The organism is Porcipelethomonas sp. (assembly GCF_051893655.1).
In the GTDB taxonomy this organism is placed as follows: domain Bacteria; phylum Bacillota; class Clostridia; order Oscillospirales; family Ruminococcaceae; genus Porcipelethomonas.
On record NZ_JBJFHN010000024.1, the window covers coordinates 24555 to 41845 of the forward strand.

Consider the following 17291-nt stretch of genomic DNA (forward strand, 5'->3'; position numbering starts at 1 on the left):
ATAAGAGGTAGGAAATGGATATTAAAAATTTAAAAATAAGAGATATGAGAAAGCTTCTTGACAGCAAGCAAATTTCTTCTCCGGAGCTTACTCAGTCCTATATTGACAGAATTAAAAAATATGACGGAAAGCTTCAGAGCTTTATTACTGTTACAGAAGAAAAAGCTATTGAAAGTGCTGAAAATGCACAGAAGGCCATTGACGCTGGAAATTCCTCTGATCTGTGCGGTATTCCTCTCGCTATAAAGGACAATATCTGCACTGACGGAGTTAAAACTACCTGTGCTTCAAAAATGCTGGAGGACTTTGTTCCCCCTTACAATGCAACAGTTATGGACAAGCTGAATTCTCAGAATATAGTTATGCTGGGCAAAGTGAGTATGGACGAATTTGCCATGGGCGGTTCTACACAAACCTCTGCATTTGCTAAAACTAAAAACCCCTATGACTTAAACAGAGTTCCGGGCGGTTCTTCAGGCGGTTCAGCTGCCGGAGTATCAGCATCTCTCTGTGCCGGTGCGCTGGGTTCTGATACCGGCGGTTCTATAAGACAGCCTGCTGCTTTCTGCGGTGTTACAGGTCTTAAGCCAACTTACGGCAGAGTTTCACGTTACGGTCTTGTAGCATTCGCTTCTTCACTTGACCAGATAGGACCTCTGGCAAAAGACGCACATGATTGTGCTGTTATTTTAAATGCAATTGCCGGATATGACAGACACGACGGAACTTCATCAAAAAATCCAACTATGGACTATACTTCAAAAATCGGCATGAGTATGAAAGGTGTTAAAATTGCCATTCCTAAGGAATTCTACGGCGAAGGTATCGACAAGGAAGTTTCAGATGCAGTTTTAAAGGCTGCTGAAAGCTACAGGGAAATGGGTGCTGAACTTATTGAGTGCAGCATGCCAAGCCTTAAATATGCCGTACCGGCATATTACCTGATCTCATCTGCGGAGGCTTCCTCAAACCTCTCAAGATATGACGGTATAAAGTACGGACACCGCAGCAAAATCGGCGAGAACTTCAACGAGCTTATCTGCAATTCAAGAGCAGAAGGCTTCGGAAGTGAGGTTAAAAGAAGAATCCTTCTCGGCAACTACGCCCTTTCAAGCGGATACTATGACGCTTACTATGGCAAGGCACTTGCTTTAAAACAAAAAATTTCCGCAGAATATGACAGTATCTTTGAAAAGTGCGACATGATTCTGACACCTACAACTCCTTCTGTTGCTTACAATGCCAATGAAAATGTTTCAGATCCTGTAAAGATGTACAAGGCAGATATATGTACAGTAACGGTTAATATCGCTTCTCTTCCGGCAATATCAACACCATGCGGATATAATGCAGACGGTATGCCTATCGGCATGTCAATCATCGGAAAGAAGTTTGACGAAGCTTCAATTATAGGTGCAGCTGATGCTTTTGAAAAAACATTTGCATATAAAGCACCTGAAATTGTTTAAGGAGGAGAAGATTAATGTCATCATATATTCCGGTTATAGGACTTGAAGTTCATGCTGAGCTTTCAACAAAATCAAAGGTTTTCTGTACCTGTAACGCAGAATTCGGCGGCGACCCCAATACACGCTGCTGTCCTGTCTGCACAGGTATGCCGGGAACTCTTCCGGTAATTAACCAGACTGCTGTTGAATATGCAGTCAAGGCTGGCTTTGCTTTGGGCTGCGATATAAATAAATTTTCAGTATTTGACAGAAAAAACTACTTTTATCCAGACCTTCCAAAGGCTTATCAGATTTCACAGCTTAATCTGCCCCTTTGTATAAACGGTATTGTTACTATTGAGGTTGACGGCAGGAAAAAGGATATCCGTGTAAACCGTATTCATCTTGAAGAGGATGCCGGAAAGCTTGTACATGACGACTTCAATGCCGTATCTCTGGCTGACTACAACAGATGCGGCGTACCCCTTATTGAAATAGTAACAGAACCTGATATATCCTCTGCGGAGGAAGCAAGAGCTTTCGTTGAAAAGGTAAGTCTGCTTTTGCAGTACGCAGGAGTCTGCGACTGTAAAATGGAACAGGGTTCTTTGAGAGCTGATGTAAACGTATCAATTATGAAACCGGGAGACAAGGAGTTCGGTACAAGAACAGAGTGCAAGAACTTAAACTCCCTCAAATCTATCACAAGAGCTATTGACTATGAAATAAAACGTCAGTCCAGACTGCTTGACATGGGCAAAAAGGTTATTCAGGAAACAAGACGTTTCAATGATAACCGTGGAGAAACAACTTCTATGAGAACCAAGGAAGACGCTCATGACTACCGCTATTTCCCGGAGCCTGATATTTTACAGGTTAATTTCACTGATGAAATGCTGGACGAAATCAAGGCAAAGCTTCCGGAAATGCCTCATAAGCGTCTTGCAAGATATACAAATGAATACGGTCTTTCTGAAACAGATGCTAAAATACTGGTAAATCAAAAGCTTGTTTCTGACTTCTTTGACAGTGCGCTCAAAACCTATAACAGCCCGAAATCTATCGCAAACTTCATTATTGTGGAACTTCTCAGACGTGTAAATCTGGGAGAGGTTTCAATGGAAAATCTGCCTTTTGAAGCAGACGCTTTTGCAAAACTGATTGAAATGGCTGATACTGAAAAGATATCCAAAAATGACGCTAAAAAAATTCTGCGTGAAATGATTGCAACCGGCAAAGCTCCGGATGAAATTGCAAAAGAAAAAGGTATGCTTATCATAAACGATATGACTAAGGTCGCAGAGGTAATAGATTCTGTTCTTAATGAAAATCAGTCAGCTGCTGAACAGTACAGAAACGGCGAAACTAAAGTATTCGGTTTCCTTATGGGACAGTGTTCAAAACTGCTTAAGGGTGTCTGCACTCCTAAAGTAATCAAGGAAGAACTTGAAAAGAAACTTTCTCAGGAAACTGCATCAGCAGCAGAAAATACTGCTGAAAAGTCCGGTGAAAATATCGAAGACGCAAAAAACAATATGACCGATTATGTAAATGACAGTATTTACAAGCCGGGCACTAAGAAAAATATCATGCAGATAAATCCTGACATTCTCAAAAAGGAATTTGTACTGTCAGACGCACTTGAAAATATCGGCAAGGATATTACTTTAAGCTGCTGTGTATATAAAATCAGAAATATGAGCGAATTTTCGTTTATCGTTGTCCGCACAGGCAGATATCTTATCCAGACTATTTACTCTCCTGAGAACTGCAAAGACAGTATTGACGGACTTAAAGAGGGTTATTTCGTTAACATTACAGGTACTGTTACGGAAAACGAAAAGGGCTACAACGGCATAGAGCTTCTTCTGAAAGAAATCAGACTTATTTCTGCTCCGGCTGAAGAATATCCTCTCCATGTTCCCAACAAACGTCTCGGCTGTACTCTGGACATTAACCTCAACAATCGTTCAGTATCTCTGAGAAATGCTTATGAAAGAGCTATCTTCAAGCTCCAGGAAGGCGTATGCAACGGATTCAGAGAGTTTATGCTCAAAGAAAACTTTACTGAAATTCATACTCCGAAAATTGTTGCTCAGGGTGCTGAGGGCGGTTCAAATATTTTCCATCTGGAATACTTTGACAAACCGGCATTCTTAAACCAGTCCCCTCAGTTCTATAAGCAGACTGCTGTAGCATTCTTTGACAGAGTTTTTGAAATCGGACCTGTTTACCGTGCGGAAAAACACGCAACATCAAGACATATTAATGAGTATATCGGTCTTGACTTTGAAATGGGATATATTGACAGCATGTATGACGTTATGGCAATGGAAACAGCAATGCTTAAATATGTCATGAATTACCTTAAGGAAAATTATGCTCATGAAATAGAAATTCTTGAAGCAGAAATACCTGTAATTGACGAAATTCCTTGTGTCACACTTCTTGAAGCCAAGGAAATTCTCGGAAATAAGGGTTCTAAAAACAAGCTTGACCTTGAACCGGAAGATGAAGTGGCTATCTGCGAATATGCAAAGAAAGAATTTAACAGTGATTTCATTTTTGTTACTCATTTCCCGTCCTCAAAGCCTCCGTTCTATGCTATGAATTCAAAGGAAGATCCAAGACTTGCCTATAAATTCGACCTGCTTTTCAGAGGTCTTGAAATAACAAGCGGCGGTCAGAGAATTCACGACTACAATGAACAGCTTGAAAAAATGAAAGCTCAGGGACTGAATCCTGATGACTTCAAATATTATCTTGAGGCTCATAAATACGGTCTTCCTCCTCACGGCGGTCTGGGTATCGGTCTTGAAAGACTGGTTATGAAATTAATCGGTGCTCAGAATGTAAGATCATGCAGTATGTTCCCAAGAGATATAAACAGACTTTTACCATAAGTTACAAATATTGAAAAACACCGCACAAAACTGTGCGGTGTCCAAGTCTTTAGAAAAACTTAAATTTAAAGCAAATCAGGGGACGCTTTCACTTGCAAAGCGTCCCCTGATTACTATTCGCATTCCTTTGTACGATGCTTTAAATTTTCCTCTTTTAAAAGTCTGCCGTCTCTGATAAGCTTTTCAAGGGTATCAGAATCATTTTCAGCAATCGCATTACGATATTCTGTAAGATGCTTTATAAGCTCATCGATTTCAAATACCAGACAGTCACGGTTCGACATAAAAAGAGAAGTCCACATGGTTTCGTTCATTGTAGCAACCCTTGTCATATCCTTGAAGCTTCCGGCACTGAATCCCAGTTCTTTCTGCATTGTAGGACTTTTAACATATGCGCTGGATACTACATGAGCAAGCTGAGATGTATACGCAATAATACTGTCATGATCAAAAGGCGTTGTTTCAACGATCTTGCCAAATCCCATATCTCTGGCAAGCTTTTCAACGATAAGTACGGAATTCTTATCAGTTTCCTCCAGAGGTGTTACAATAAAATTAGCACCAATAAAAAGTGAACCATCAGAAAAATCAAAACCAAAATGTTCTTTTCCCGCCATAGGATGAGTGCCTACATAATTGACGCCATAATCTGCTGCAAGCTTTGTCATTTCAACAGTCATCTGTCCTTTTATTCCGCAGACATCTGTTAATATGCATCCCTTTTTAAATTTATCCATGTTATCACGCATGAATTTTTCAGTAGGATCAGGATGCAGACATACAATCACCATATCAAACATGCCAAACTCCGAGATATCCGCACCTCTTTTTATACAGCCGCACTCTACAGCTGCGTCAATCACCTTCGGATTTCTGTTAAACCCATATACTTCATGGTCGGTGTAGCTTGTAATAGCTTTGCAGTAAGAACCGCCAATCAGACCTAAACCAACAATAAGAATTTTCATTTTTTACTTCCTTATATTATAATATTTTATTTTCCAGTCCGCATAATTTTCTGACATCTGTCATAACATTTTCAAATGCTTCCGGAGTAAGTGACTGTGCCCCGTCACACAAAGCTTTTGAAGGCTCCGGATGTACTTCAATCATAAGTCCGTCAGCACCAGCGGCAACTGCCGATTTGGCAAGTGGTTTTACCAGTGCCGATTTTCCTGAAGCATGGCTGGGATCTGCAATAACAGGCAGATGAGTAAGATTATGAAGTACAGGAATTGCAGAAACATCAAAGGTATTTCTGGTAGCAGTGTCAAATGTCCTAATTCCTCTCTCACAGAGGATAACATTTTCATTTCCTCCTGACATAATGTATTCAGCACTCATAAGCCATTCTTCAATTGTATTTGCAAGACCTCTTTTCAGAAGTATAGGCTTGCGGCACTTCCCTATTTCTGCCAGCATCTCAAAATTCTGCATATTTCTTGCGCCTATCTGAATTATATCAACATCATTAAATAAATCCAGATGTTCAAGACTCATAAGCTCAGTTACCACCGGCAGTCCTGTTTCCTTTTTAGCAGTCAGCAAGAATTCAAGTCCCTGAGCTTTAAGACCTCTGAATGCATAAGGAGAAGTTCTGGGTTTAAATGCTCCCCCTCTTAAAAAATTTGCACCTGCCGCTTTTACCGCTTTTGCACAGCTGACAATCTGCTCTTCACTTTCAATAGAGCAGGGACCTGCCATTACAGCAAAATGTCCGCCGCCGATTTTAACACCGTTTACGTCTATAACCGTATCATCATTATGGAATTTTCTGTTTACCAGTTTGTAAGGCTCTGATACTCTCTGAACCTTTTCAACAATATCAATAGCTTCTATATCCTCTACAGAAATTTTTGATGTATCTCCTATAAGACCGATTATTGTCGATTCAGTCCCCTTGCTTAGATGTGTACGGAATCCCATACTTTCAAACTTGCCAGTGAGCATCTCTACAGAAGCATCATCTGATTTTTTGCATACTATTATCATAATTTATTCTCCTTTAAATTCTGCTTATTCACTTTAAATAGTATATCACTTTAAAGTCCAAAAGTCAATAGCATAATTTTTTTGTAACAAAATTAAATTTACTTCGTATAATTTCCGGAGGTGAAAAAGTGAACGATTTTGAACTGCTTTATAATGAGTACTTTTCAAAAATATATGGCTTTGCTGTAAATTTATGTAAAAACAAAGAGCTTGCAGAGGATATTACAAGTGAAACCTTTGTAAGAGCTATCATTCATTATAAAAAAACAGATGAAAATAAAAATGTAAATACATGGCTTTGCCAGATTGCCAAAAATATTTATTTGGACTATTTAAGAAAACAAAGTAAAATATCAGGCAACGAAATACCGGAAATTGCTGATAACACAAGCATTGAAAATATCGTATCTAATAATGAATCCTGCAGGCAAATACATAAAATTCTTCATAAGACTGAAGAGCCCTACAAGGAAGTATTTACACTAAGAGTATTCGGAGAGCTTTCATTTAAGGAAATCGGAGAAGTATTCGAAAAAAGCGAAAACTGGGCGAGAGTAACGTTTTTTCGTGCAAAGAAAAAAATACAGACAGAACTGGAAAAGGAGAATGATTTATGAGTAATAAAATACCATGCAGTATTATTAAGGATTTGCTTCCGTCATATATTGACGAGGTGTGCAGCAGTGAAAGCAGCGATTTGATTGCAGAACATCTGAACGAATGCGGCGAGTGTGACAGCGAATATAAACAAATGCTGTCCGGCTACAAAAACTTCAAAAATGATAAAAGCGTAAAGAAGACCATTATCAGAAAAGTGTCTAAAAAAATAAAAAAGAGAATAATGGTAATTGCAGTTTCATCTGCACTGGCAGTTGCTGCTGTCTGCGGAATTATTTATATCAGTTTAGAAGTACCATTGATAAAATGTAAGTATGATGATGCGGAATTTAATATTGAAGTTATAGAAATGAACACATCAAACCATGGTTGGTATACTAATGATGGTTCTACAATAAAAATGAATCTGGACGATCTGATATACGATTTTCCGGCAGATAAATATGAAATGGGAGATAATGTAATAAAAGTAACAGGAAAATTTGAAAAATTTGCACGAAATATTACATTTGATCATGAGGAAACTGAATATGGTGATACCATAATTATAACTGCAAGGGCAACAATCTTTAATAACACCAAAATTGAGTTGACAGATAATATGCCGGACTATGATTTTACAGATGCATGGGGTGAAAAGGATATAGACTGCATTATGTATGACGATGGTGAAAGACACATATTATGGAAAAAATAAAGTAAATCAGACGCTCCGGACAGGAACGTCTGATTTTTTCATATTCAAATATTCAACTTTTAGACAAGTCAATTTTTCTGACAGCATCTCTCACCTTCAGCACAAATGATGGTGATACAGATAACTCGTCAATACCCATACGCAGAAATGTTTCTGTAAGAGTGGTATCAGCTGCCAGCTCGCCGCAGATTCCGATCCACGCACCGTTTTCATGAGCATTTTTTGCAGCCATTTCAATAAGCCGTAAAATAGCCTCATGATGAGTATCACAGAAATCCTCAAGTTCAGGATTCTGTCGGTCGCAGGCTAAAGTATACTGAGTAAGGTCATTAGTGCCTACACTGAAAAAGTCAACCATCGGTGCAAGCTTATCGCTTATTACAGCTGCTGCCGGAGTTTCGATCATGATTCCCAGTTCGACATTTTCCGAATACTCTATTCCCTCAGATTTCAGCTCAGCTCTTACCTCACTGCATATTTCAAGAATTTTTTCAACTTCGGAAGTACTGGTAATCATAGGGAACATTATCCCCAGATTGCCGAAAACAGAAGCACGGTAAAGGGCTCTCAGCTGAGTTTTGAATATTTCCGGACGTGTAAGACAGATTCTGATTGCTCTGAAACCAAGTGCCGGATTATCTTCTTTTTTCAGATCAAAATAATCAACCTGCTTGTCCGCACCTATATCAAGAGTACGGATAATAACCTTTTTTCCAGCCATACTTTCAACAACTTTTTTATAAGCCTGAAACTGCTGATCCTCTGTAGGATAGTCACTGTTTTCAAGATAGAGAAATTCACTGCGGAAAAGTCCTATTCCTCCGGCATCATTGAGAAGTACCGCACCGATATTTTCAACGCCGCCGATATTGGCAAATACGTTGATTTTCGTTCCGTCAAGAGTTATATTTTCTTTTCCCTTAAGATTTAAAAGCAATGCTTTTTTCTCCATATCAGCCTTTTGCTTTGCCTGCATTTCCTCTGTAGTTTTACTGTCCGGATTGACATAAACAGTTCCTGTAAAGCCGTCAACTATTGCACTGTCACCGTCTTTGATACTTTCAAGGAATTCGTCCCCTGCTCCTATAACCGCCGGAATATTCATATTGCGGGCAAGAATAGCAGTATGGGAATTTGATGAACCGTGAGCAGTTACAAATGCAAGCACTTTGTCCTTATCCAGAGAAACTGTTTCACTGGGTGCTAAATCATCAGCACAGATTATTACCTTTTCATCAGAATCAGATTCTCCCGTACCGCCGGACAGATTACTGATGATCCGATTTGAAATATCCTTGATATCAGCAGACCTTGCCTGCATATATGGATCATCCATATTCGCAAACATTTCAGCAAAGTTATCTGACGTTACAGCTACTGCATATTCTGCATTTACCTTCTGTCCTTCTATAATACTGACAATAGATTCATTATAATCCTCATCTTCAATCATCATCATATGGATTTCAAAAATCTGAGCATTAGTTTCGCCGACTTCCTTTAAAGCCTTCTGATAAATTTTTTCAATCTGAGCTGTTGTCAGTTCTTTGGCTTTATTCAGCCTTTCAATTTCCAGTCCGGTGTCGGCAACGTGGGTACGCTTAACTGCAACCTCATTACGCTTGAACACCGATATTTTCCCGATGGCGACTGCACTATAGACGCCCTTTCCGCTGAATTTATTCATACCGACACCTCCTGAATTCAATTAAAGATTAGCTGAAAGAAATTCTTCCATCGCCTTGATTGCAGCATCCTCATCTTCTCCGGATGCGCTTACTGTTATACTGTCTCCGCACTTGATTCCCAGTCCCATAAGAGCAATAAGCTTTGTAGCATTAACAGTCTTTGAGTCCTTCTGAATAGTGATTTCACTTGAAAATTCCTTTGCCTTTTTAGCAAGCATACCTGCTGGTCTTGCGTGAATTCCAAGCTCGTCCTTGATCGTATAGGTTATTGTTTTCATGATGATACATCCTTTCTGCAATTAAAAAATTGTCTGAAGTTAATTAATTTTTATTATATCGTCTCCGGCTTTTACTTTTCCGGAAGCGGTAACGGCAACATTACTGTAATCTTCGCTGTTGCAGATAACCATAGGAGTAGTAGTTTTATAACCTGCCTTTTTAATCTCATCCATGTCAAAGGTAATAAGCAGATCGCCTTTTTTAACCTGATCGCCTTCATTTACATGAACTGTAAAAGGCTTTCCATTAAGCTTTACTGTGTTAAGACCTATATGCAGCAATATTTCACAGCCGTCATCTGATATGATATTAACAGCATGTTTTGTATCAAAAACAGTGTCAATTTTGCCGCTGCAAGGTGCATACAGTTTTCCGTCATCCGGTTCTACAGCAACGCCCTCGCCCAGAACACCTGTAGAGAATGCTTCATCATCTACATTTTCAAGTGGAACTACTGTACCGCTTAAATGAGAGCAAAGCAAAATCTGTTTTCCATCAGTTTTTTCAGTGGCTGAATCATCTGATTTTTTATCAGCAGCAGGAGCATCGCCCAGTATTTCATCAAGCCTGTCTGATTCCGGAGTGTCCATAAAATCTTCAAGGTGAGATTTTACAACAGAAACCTGAGGACCGTAAACCACCTGAATGCCATTACCCTTGTGAATAACTCCTGACGCTCCGCTATCCTTAAGAAGACTGTCAGTTACCTTTGCCGGATCGTTAACAGTTATACGAAGTCTTGTAGCACAGCAGTCAACGTCTGAAATATTTTCCTTGCCGCCCAAGCCTTTAAGGATAAGTGCGCTTACGGTATCAACAGAACCGGAAGAAGAGTTTGCATTATTTCCGGATTTTCTTGCATTAACATCCTTACGGGTATAAAGCTTTGTTTCTTCATTATCGGCTTCTCTTCCCGGAGTTTTAAGATTGAACTTTGTTATCATAAAGTAGAATACAAAATAGTAAACCACTGCGTAAATAAGACCTATAATAACAATCCAGATCCAGTTTGTTTTTTCGTTGCCCTGTAAAATACCAAACAGAGTAAGGTCAATAAGACCGCCTGAGAAGGTCATTCCAACGCCTACATTGAAAATGTGCATAAGCATGTATGACAAACCTGCCAGAACACAGTGAACAGCATACATTGCCGGAGCGACAAATAAGAATGTGAATTCCAGAGGCTCTGTAATACCTGTCAGCATTGAAGTAAGAGCTGCTGAAAGGAGAAGACCTCCTACAACCTTTTTCTTTTCAGGTCTTGCAGCACGGTACATTGCAAATGCAGCAGCCGGAAGACCGAATATCATAAACGGGAATTTTCCTGACATAAATCTTGTTGCGGATACCGAGAAATGTTCTGTTGACTTGGAAGCAAGTTCTGCAAAGAAAATATTCTGTGCACCCTGAATAAGAGTTCCGTCAACCATAGCTGAACCGCCGACTTCTGTCTGCCAGAAAGGCATATAGAAAACATGATGAAGTCCGAAAGGTATAAGTGCTCTTTCGATTATTCCGTAAATCCATGTTCCTGCATATCCTGAAGCCAGAACCAGATTTCCCAGATGAGAAATTCCATTCTGAACTATCGGCCATACAAAGAACATAAGTATACCAACAAGCAGATAAACCAGACTGCATATAATCGGCACAAACCTTGTTCCGCCGAAGAACGACAGAACCTGCGGCAGCTCTATTTTGTAGAATTTATTATGAAGTGCCGCAACACCTAAGCCTACGATAATACCGCCGAATACACCCATCTGAAGGGTAGTTATTCCCAGAACGGAAGTGGTTGAGTTTGCAGCCATAGCTTCAACTCCGCCCTTGGCATTAATAAGTGCACTTATGGCAGTGTTCATGATAAGATATGCAACTGCTCCTGAAAGGGCGGCAACTTCTTTTTCTTTTTTTGCCATTCCTATTGCAACGCCCATTGCAAACAACAGTGCCAGATTGTCAAAAACAGCACTTCCTGTCTTGCTCATTATGTCGAGTATAGTGTAAAGTACTCCGCCTTCTCTTATTATGTTTGTCAGATGATATGTTTCAAGCGTTGTGGGATTTGTAAACGAGCTTCCGATACCAAGCAGCAGTCCCGCCACAGGCAGAATTGCAATCGGCAGCATGAAAGAACGTCCTACACGCTGTAAAACACCAAAAATTTTGTCTTTCATGGTTTTACCTCCTGAATTATAAATTATAAAAGTCATTATGCAAATGGTACCGGGTTTGCATCAGACTCAATTTACTTTACATGAATTTCAGTCTGCTTTTTCAGACTCAGAAACCACACGCACAAGATGCAGTGTAATAGTAATTACCTCATCTTCATTTATATTTTTACCGTAAGTCTCAAGAATATATTTCTGCATAGTCTTTGCACAGCTGTAATATACGTCGTAATCACTTCTGATAAATTCCGTAAAAACTTTATCTTTGCCCAGAATTTCCTTACAGGATTCATTCTTAAAAAGCCTTTGTGACATGTATTTCATATGGATCATAAAGCGTTCATATGCTGATGTGGTTCTGTCAAAACGGTCTGTAAAATTATCTTCAGCTATTTTTACACACCCGTCAATAAGCTTTGTTATGTCATAAACTTCACTCATATCAGTATAAAGTCTGGCGTTTATTATATGCATTGCAATAAATCCTGCCTCATCCTTATGAAGAGTAATCCCCAGACGCTTTTCAATTTGTTCAAGACAATAAAAGCCAAGCTTTAGTTCTTCCGGGTAACACTCACGGATACTGTCAATAAGGGGATTTGTAAATTCAATTCCCTGTTTTTTTCGTTCTATAGCAAAGCATATATGGTCGGAAAGAGTAATTAAAAGTGATTCATTAAGTTTTGACGGAATGCACTCCTTTATATACTCAACCATATCGCTGGTAAACTTTATATACTCATAAGGAATTTCAGTCATTAAATCCATAAGTTTTTTCTGCAATGCCGAATCAGTAAAAAGATATGTTTTCTGAATCCGGGAAGAATCAACGCTGTCACCATACTTCTTTCCGAAACCAATTCCCTTTCCGGAAACGATCTGTTCTCTGCCTTTTTCATTCAGCACGCACACATTGTTATTATTGATAACTTTTATGATTTTCATACATTTCATCCTTTATTTCCCTATATAAACAAAAAGACCAACCCTATACGCAGAAGTTTATTATCTTTTAAATAATAAATGATTCCGTACAAAGTTGGTTATGCCTGCACATATTATATGAACAGTAACACTCCAATATTCATGTAATATTTTATTTCTTTATGTTGATTTAAGTATACCACGCAAATTCCAGTTTGTCAATAATATCTATAATCTTTCAACAAATATCTGCGTTTTATATAATTTTTAGTGCTTGTTTTTCAGCACAATGCACAAAAGCAACATGCAAATTAAGGATAAATTATCCGATAGCAATAAAAATAACCCGGCAGAGACCACACTCTCTGCCGGGATAAAATCAGGTATTAATCAAGCAATTCATTAATACTTATCATCATCAAGGTCTATTTTTATAGGCTGTTCCGGTTGCTGATAATCATTTACACTATCAGGTTCACCATAAGTATTTTTTAGTTTGAACTGAGAAATTTCTTCTCTGAGCATCTGTGCCTGTCCTGAAAGCTCTTCACTTGCAGCTGCACTTTCCTGTGATGTAGCGGAATTGGTCTGAACTACAGCAGAGATCTGATCAACGCCTACTGTAATCTGAACAATAGAATCTGCCGCATCCTTTGAAGCCTCTGAAATTTTAGCATTAATTTCAGCAACATGTTTTGACGACTCAGAAACAACTGTCATTTTGTCTGCAACTTCCTGAACAAATGTATTGCCCTTTTCAATTGCAGAAACAGTACTTTCAATAAGAGCTGTGGTATTTTTAGCAGCTTCCGCACTCTTTCCTGCGAGATTTCTTACTTCATCAGCAACAACCGCAAAGCCCTTGCCGGCAACACCTGCTCTTGCGGCTTCAACAGCTGCATTAAGAGCCAGTATATTAGTCTGGAAAGCGATGTCTTCAATAGTTTTAATAATCTTCTTTGTTTGATCAGAAGACTCTCTGATTTCATCCATTGCAGAAACAAGCTCATTCATCTTGACATTAACTTCCTGCATTTCCCTTCCGGCTTCATCGGTATTGTTGCTTGCTTCAATTGCATCTGCTGCATTGGCATTAATCTTTTCAGAAATAATATTAATTGAAGCTGCGAGTTCCTCAATTGAAGACGCCTGTTCAGTAGCACCCTGCGAAAGTGACTGAGCAGCTGTTGCAACCTGATCTGCACCGGAATTAACCTGTTCTGCCGCAATATTAATTGAAGAAAGCGTATTATTTAACGAACTTGCAATTTTATTTATTGAGTCTTTTATTGAAGAGAAATCTCCTACATATTCTCCTGTGATTTCATTAGTCATATCACCGGCTGCCATACTTTCCATGTGTTCGGAAATATCGCCTATGTATGTCTTAAGATGATCCCTTGTCTCTTTCATTGATTCAGCAAGAGTACCAATCTCATTATTAGGACCTTTTTTAACATCTGTTGAAAGATTGCCCTTTGCCATTTCACCTGCAGTGTCACAAAGCTGTGTAACTGGTTTCACAATAGATGAACTTATGTATATATTCATGATTATTATAATAATTGCTACAATTACTAATGCTATTCCAATACCTGATACAAAAGAACTCGTTCTCTGTGAAACAACATCACTTATGTTCTTTCCAACGAATAACGCTCCAATAGTATTTCCATCTGAATCAAGAAGCGGGGCATAAGCTGCCATATATTCCTGACCGAGAATTTCTGTTTCATGAACATATTCTTTTTTATCTTCAAGAACAATTTTTGCAATATCAGCATTCATTTTTGTGCCAACGGATCTCTGTCCATTCTGAATAATAGTTGTATTGATTCTTTCATCATCCATGAATATGGTAAATTCATTGTCAGTTTCGCCCTTAAGCTGATCAACAATAGCTTCATGATCAAGAGGATATGTAACTGAAACAACACCCAATATTTTTCCTTCAGAATTTTTTACAGGCACTGCCGTTATGGCACCCAGCTTTATGCTGTTCCCCTTAGAAACAGATGTTGCTTCTTCTCCTGCAAGAGCTTTTTTCATATAATCAAGCTCAGCCAATGAGTCCCCGCTCTCATCATTGTAATACCGGAATAACGCTGTTCCTTCAGCGTCTGTAAGAGTAATACAATTTGTAGTCATTGCAGTAAAATTATAAAAATCATCAACTGCTTTTTTCAGTGCTTCTGTATCATTTGCTTCGTATGCTTCAACAATCGGCGTGTAAGAAGCAAGAGTTTCTGCTGAAGTTTTGCATTCATTCTCCAAAAATGCAACTTCATTTTTAAGCACTATAAGCATATCTGACGCATGGCTTTCAAGAACGCTAGTAGTTATACGCTGTGACGGCACAAAAGTTGTGGCAAACACAGTAACTGCTGTTAATAAAATAGCTACTACAGATAATACGATTATACTTGTTTTGATTTTTCCTTTTCGCATTAAAAGTCAACTCCCAAATCTTATATTTATAAAATTAATTTAAATTAATTTAGTAATTACAGTATATCACACTCAAGTTAAAAAGTCAACGTTTTTCGTCAAAAATTACAAAACATTCATGAAATTGTAAACAACATTCAGCATGATTGTTATAAACATCAGTTCAAAAAATACTTTTTACTTATTGCTTTTTATATCAGAAGTAAAATTTATGAATTTTTTGCAAATCCGGACGGCATCATTTGTTAATTATGTATAAAATTGTGTGAAAGCTTAATTTACTATGGAAATTTATCAAAAAACATGCTATAATATAAATAATATTTTTTATTTTTTAGCAATGTTTAAAATGTTGCTAAGTTTCTTATGTTTTAATCTTTGGTCTGACAAAGGGAAAATAGTTTTCCCATATTGAGAGGTGAAGAAATTGTCAGATGTACTTTCCCAAAGCCAGATAGACGAGCTGTTAAAAAATCTGAATAATGCTGATAGTCAGACTCTTGAGGACATGAGTGACAGTCTGTCCGAAAAGAAGGTAAAATCCTATGACTTCAAAGCTCCTAAAAAGTTCACAAAGGAACAGCTCAAGTCAATCGGTACTATTTATGAATCATACGCAAGATTATTTTCTTCATACCTCACAAGCGTCACCAGATTTTACTGCAAAGTTGAAGTGCTTCAGATTGAAGAACAGTGCTTTTACGAATTCAATAACGCTCTTCCCGACTGTACTTTAATGGGAAATATCGACCTTTCATTCAATGAAGGCGATGATATTATGGATACCAGATGCATGATACAGTTTTCCAACTCTGTTTCATTTTCCCTTATTGACAGGCTTCTGGGCGGTTATGGCCGCAATATGGACTTATCAAGAAATTTCACTGATATTGAAATCAGAGTAATGCGTAACATATTTGAAAAAATGGGTGCATTTATCAAAGAGGTTTTTTTACCTTATGTCGACGTTACATCCTCTCTTTCCGATATTGAAACAAATGCTCGTGTAAACCAGCCTATAGCAGCAGATGAGGTTATTGTTCTTGCAACGCTTCAGGTTGAGTATAATGATGTTAAAAATATTATTACAATTACAATTCCTGCAATTACAATGGAAGCTATTATATCAAAGGCACACATTGCCAATACCGGCAGAAAACTTTCTGATCCGGAAAAGGAAAAAGAATACCGTGACGGAATGATAAAAAGAATTTCACGTTCTGAATTTAAAATTGAAGCTGTACTTGCCAAAACGCAGGTTGATCTCAGTGAAATTCTTGCCCTGCATCCCAACGATGTTCTGATGCTTAATGTACCAATTGATCACAATATTTCTCTTATTGTCAATAACGAAAAGCTGTTTGACGGGAAAATGGGAATTGTCAATCACAAAAAAGCTATTAAAATTTGTAATGTTTATGATACGAGGAGATAAAAATGGCCGGACCTGTTTTAGATGAAATGAAAACTGACGCCCTGGGCGAGGTATACAATATTGCTATGGGCTCGGCAGCTGTTGCTGTTTCTGGAATGATTGATTCAGATGTATCTATTACGTCTCCGCAGGTGACAGTGTGCAAAGCCAGTGAAATAGTCAGAACCAAGCTGAAGCAGTCGGTAAAAGGAATTCTGTTTAATAAAAATGAAGATACTGTTTACATAAAGATAAATTATACTAAAGGTATAAAAGGTACATCTGTTCTGGTTTTCAACTCGGAAGATATGGAGATGATCGTAAACAGGCTCATGGGAATGGAGCTTGATGTTACTGATGACTTTGAATTTGATGACATGCATCTTTCAGCCGTTACTGAACTTATGAACCAGATGATGGGTGCTGCGGCAACTTCCCTGTCTCAGGTACTTAACGGTACCGTTAGTATTGATCCTCCGGAAGCGAAAGTTTCTGATGACACTAAAACTTTATACAAAATGCAGGGAATACCGGCAAGCAGTGAAGTATGTGTAATCGCTTTTGACTTTGAGGTCGGAGATGCTATTGACAGCAGATTTATTATGCTTCTTCCGGTAGAGCTTGCCGACAGTATGGCTAAGACACTTCTTGGCACCTCAGATGAGGATGAGGAAGATGACGATGAATACGAAGAAGACGACGAAGA

Annotated in this window: 13 protein-coding genes and 1 pseudogene; 7 read left to right on the top strand and 7 right to left on the bottom strand. The window is 38.4% G+C overall.

Translation table 11 applies throughout. The features are described from left to right. Positions 1 to 14: 14 nt before the first annotated feature. The 3 genes and pseudogenes from gatA (at position 15) to aspS (ending at position 4351) form a co-directional block, all read left to right on the top strand. A complete protein-coding gene (gene gatA, locus ACI4WO_RS01240; RefSeq protein WP_439805740.1) occupies positions 15 to 1469 on the top strand; it encodes an Asp-tRNA(Asn)/Glu-tRNA(Gln) amidotransferase subunit GatA in 1455 nt (484 codons plus the stop codon). 14 nt (positions 1470 to 1483) lie between these two features. Then, positions 1484 to 2908 (top strand): annotated as a pseudogene (gene gatB / locus ACI4WO_RS01245) (Asp-tRNA(Asn)/Glu-tRNA(Gln) amidotransferase subunit GatB); the annotation flags it as partial. A 129-nt stretch (positions 2909 to 3037) separates the two neighbouring features. After that, positions 3038 to 4351: an aspartate--tRNA(Asn) ligase gene (gene aspS / locus ACI4WO_RS01250; RefSeq protein ID WP_439805772.1), complete on the top strand. Its 1314-nt coding sequence runs from the start codon at positions 3038 to 3040 to the stop codon at positions 4349 to 4351. Positions 4352 to 4464: 113 nt separating this feature from the next. Here aspS and ACI4WO_RS01255 read toward each other — a convergent pair whose 3' ends face one another. After that, positions 4465 to 5319, bottom strand: coding sequence for a prephenate dehydrogenase (locus ACI4WO_RS01255; RefSeq protein ID WP_439805741.1), 855 nt, complete (start codon positions 5317 to 5319; stop codon positions 4465 to 4467). 16 nt (positions 5320 to 5335) lie between these two features. Continuing rightward, on the bottom strand, positions 5336 to 6343 hold the full coding sequence (aroF, locus tag ACI4WO_RS01260) for a 3-deoxy-7-phosphoheptulonate synthase (protein WP_439805742.1): 1008 nt from the start codon (positions 6341 to 6343) through the stop codon (positions 5336 to 5338). A gap of 128 nt (positions 6344 to 6471) precedes the next feature. Between aroF and ACI4WO_RS01265 the strand changes: the two genes are divergently transcribed. Both ACI4WO_RS01265 and ACI4WO_RS01270 read left to right on the top strand, forming a co-directional pair. Beyond that, on the top strand, positions 6472 to 6960 hold the full coding sequence (locus ACI4WO_RS01265) for an RNA polymerase sigma factor (RefSeq protein WP_439805743.1): 489 nt from the start codon (positions 6472 to 6474) through the stop codon (positions 6958 to 6960). After that, a complete protein-coding gene (locus ACI4WO_RS01270) occupies positions 6957 to 7658 on the top strand; it encodes a zf-HC2 domain-containing protein (RefSeq protein WP_439805744.1) in 702 nt (233 codons plus the stop codon). The genes ACI4WO_RS01265 and ACI4WO_RS01270 overlap by 4 nt, the downstream gene beginning before the upstream one ends. Positions 7659 to 7710: 52 nt before the next feature. Here ACI4WO_RS01270 and ptsP read toward each other — a convergent pair whose 3' ends face one another. The 5 genes from ptsP to ACI4WO_RS01295 all read right to left on the bottom strand — a co-directional run bounded on the left by ptsP (position 7711) and on the right by ACI4WO_RS01295 (position 15171). After that, entirely contained in the window at positions 7711 to 9345 is a 1635-nt protein-coding gene (gene ptsP / locus ACI4WO_RS01275; RefSeq protein ID WP_439805745.1) for a phosphoenolpyruvate--protein phosphotransferase, read from the bottom strand. 21 nt (positions 9346 to 9366) lie between these two features. Further along, positions 9367 to 9624, bottom strand: coding sequence for an HPr family phosphocarrier protein (locus ACI4WO_RS01280; RefSeq protein ID WP_439805746.1), 258 nt, complete (start codon positions 9622 to 9624; stop codon positions 9367 to 9369). 39 nt (positions 9625 to 9663) lie between these two features. Further along, on the bottom strand, positions 9664 to 11802 hold the full coding sequence (locus ACI4WO_RS01285; protein WP_439805747.1) for a glucose PTS transporter subunit IIA: 2139 nt from the start codon (positions 11800 to 11802) through the stop codon (positions 9664 to 9666). An 87-nt stretch (positions 11803 to 11889) separates the two neighbouring features. Then, entirely contained in the window at positions 11890 to 12744 is an 855-nt protein-coding gene (locus tag ACI4WO_RS01290; RefSeq protein WP_439805748.1) for a PRD domain-containing protein, read from the bottom strand. Between the two features lie 381 nt (positions 12745 to 13125). Continuing rightward, complete coding sequence (locus ACI4WO_RS01295; protein ID WP_439805749.1) at positions 13126 to 15171, bottom strand: methyl-accepting chemotaxis protein; 2046 nt, start codon at positions 15169 to 15171, stop codon at positions 13126 to 13128. A 427-nt stretch (positions 15172 to 15598) separates the two neighbouring features. Between ACI4WO_RS01295 and ACI4WO_RS01300 the strand changes: the two genes are divergently transcribed. After that, positions 15599 to 16606, top strand: a complete 1008-nt coding sequence (locus ACI4WO_RS01300; RefSeq protein WP_439805750.1) for a flagellar motor switch protein FliM — start codon at positions 15599 to 15601, stop codon at positions 16604 to 16606. Between the two features lie 2 nt (positions 16607 to 16608). Next, the coding region (locus ACI4WO_RS01305) for a chemotaxis protein CheC (protein ID WP_439805751.1) at positions 16609 to 17291 on the top strand (683 nt) is incomplete at its 3' end.

Excerpts from the sequence above, each read along its gene's own strand:
- ACI4WO_RS01255 (WP_439805741.1), bottom strand. The coding sequence starts at position 5,319 with ATGAAAATTCTTATTGTTGGTTTAGGTCTGATTGGCGGTTCTTACTGC.
- gatA (WP_439805740.1), top strand. The coding sequence starts at position 15 with ATGGATATTAAAAATTTAAAAATAAGAGATATGAGAAAGCTTCTTGAC.
- ACI4WO_RS01280 (WP_439805746.1), bottom strand. The coding sequence starts at position 9,624 with ATGAAAACAATAACCTATACGATCAAGGACGAGCTTGGAATTCACGCA.
- ACI4WO_RS01270 (WP_439805744.1), top strand. The coding sequence starts at position 6,957 with ATGAGTAATAAAATACCATGCAGTATTATTAAGGATTTGCTTCCGTCA.
- ACI4WO_RS01295 (WP_439805749.1), bottom strand. The coding sequence starts at position 15,171 with ATGCGAAAAGGAAAAATCAAAACAAGTATAATCGTATTATCTGTAGTA.
- ACI4WO_RS01285 (WP_439805747.1), bottom strand. The coding sequence starts at position 11,802 with ATGAAAGACAAAATTTTTGGTGTTTTACAGCGTGTAGGACGTTCTTTC.
- aroF (WP_439805742.1), bottom strand. The coding sequence starts at position 6,343 with ATGATAATAGTATGCAAAAAATCAGATGATGCTTCTGTAGAGATGCTC.
- ptsP (WP_439805745.1), bottom strand. The coding sequence starts at position 9,345 with ATGAATAAATTCAGCGGAAAGGGCGTCTATAGTGCAGTCGCCATCGGG.
- aspS (WP_439805772.1), top strand. The coding sequence starts at position 3,038 with ATGCAGATAAATCCTGACATTCTCAAAAAGGAATTTGTACTGTCAGAC.
- ACI4WO_RS01290 (WP_439805748.1), bottom strand. The coding sequence starts at position 12,744 with ATGAAAATCATAAAAGTTATCAATAATAACAATGTGTGCGTGCTGAAT.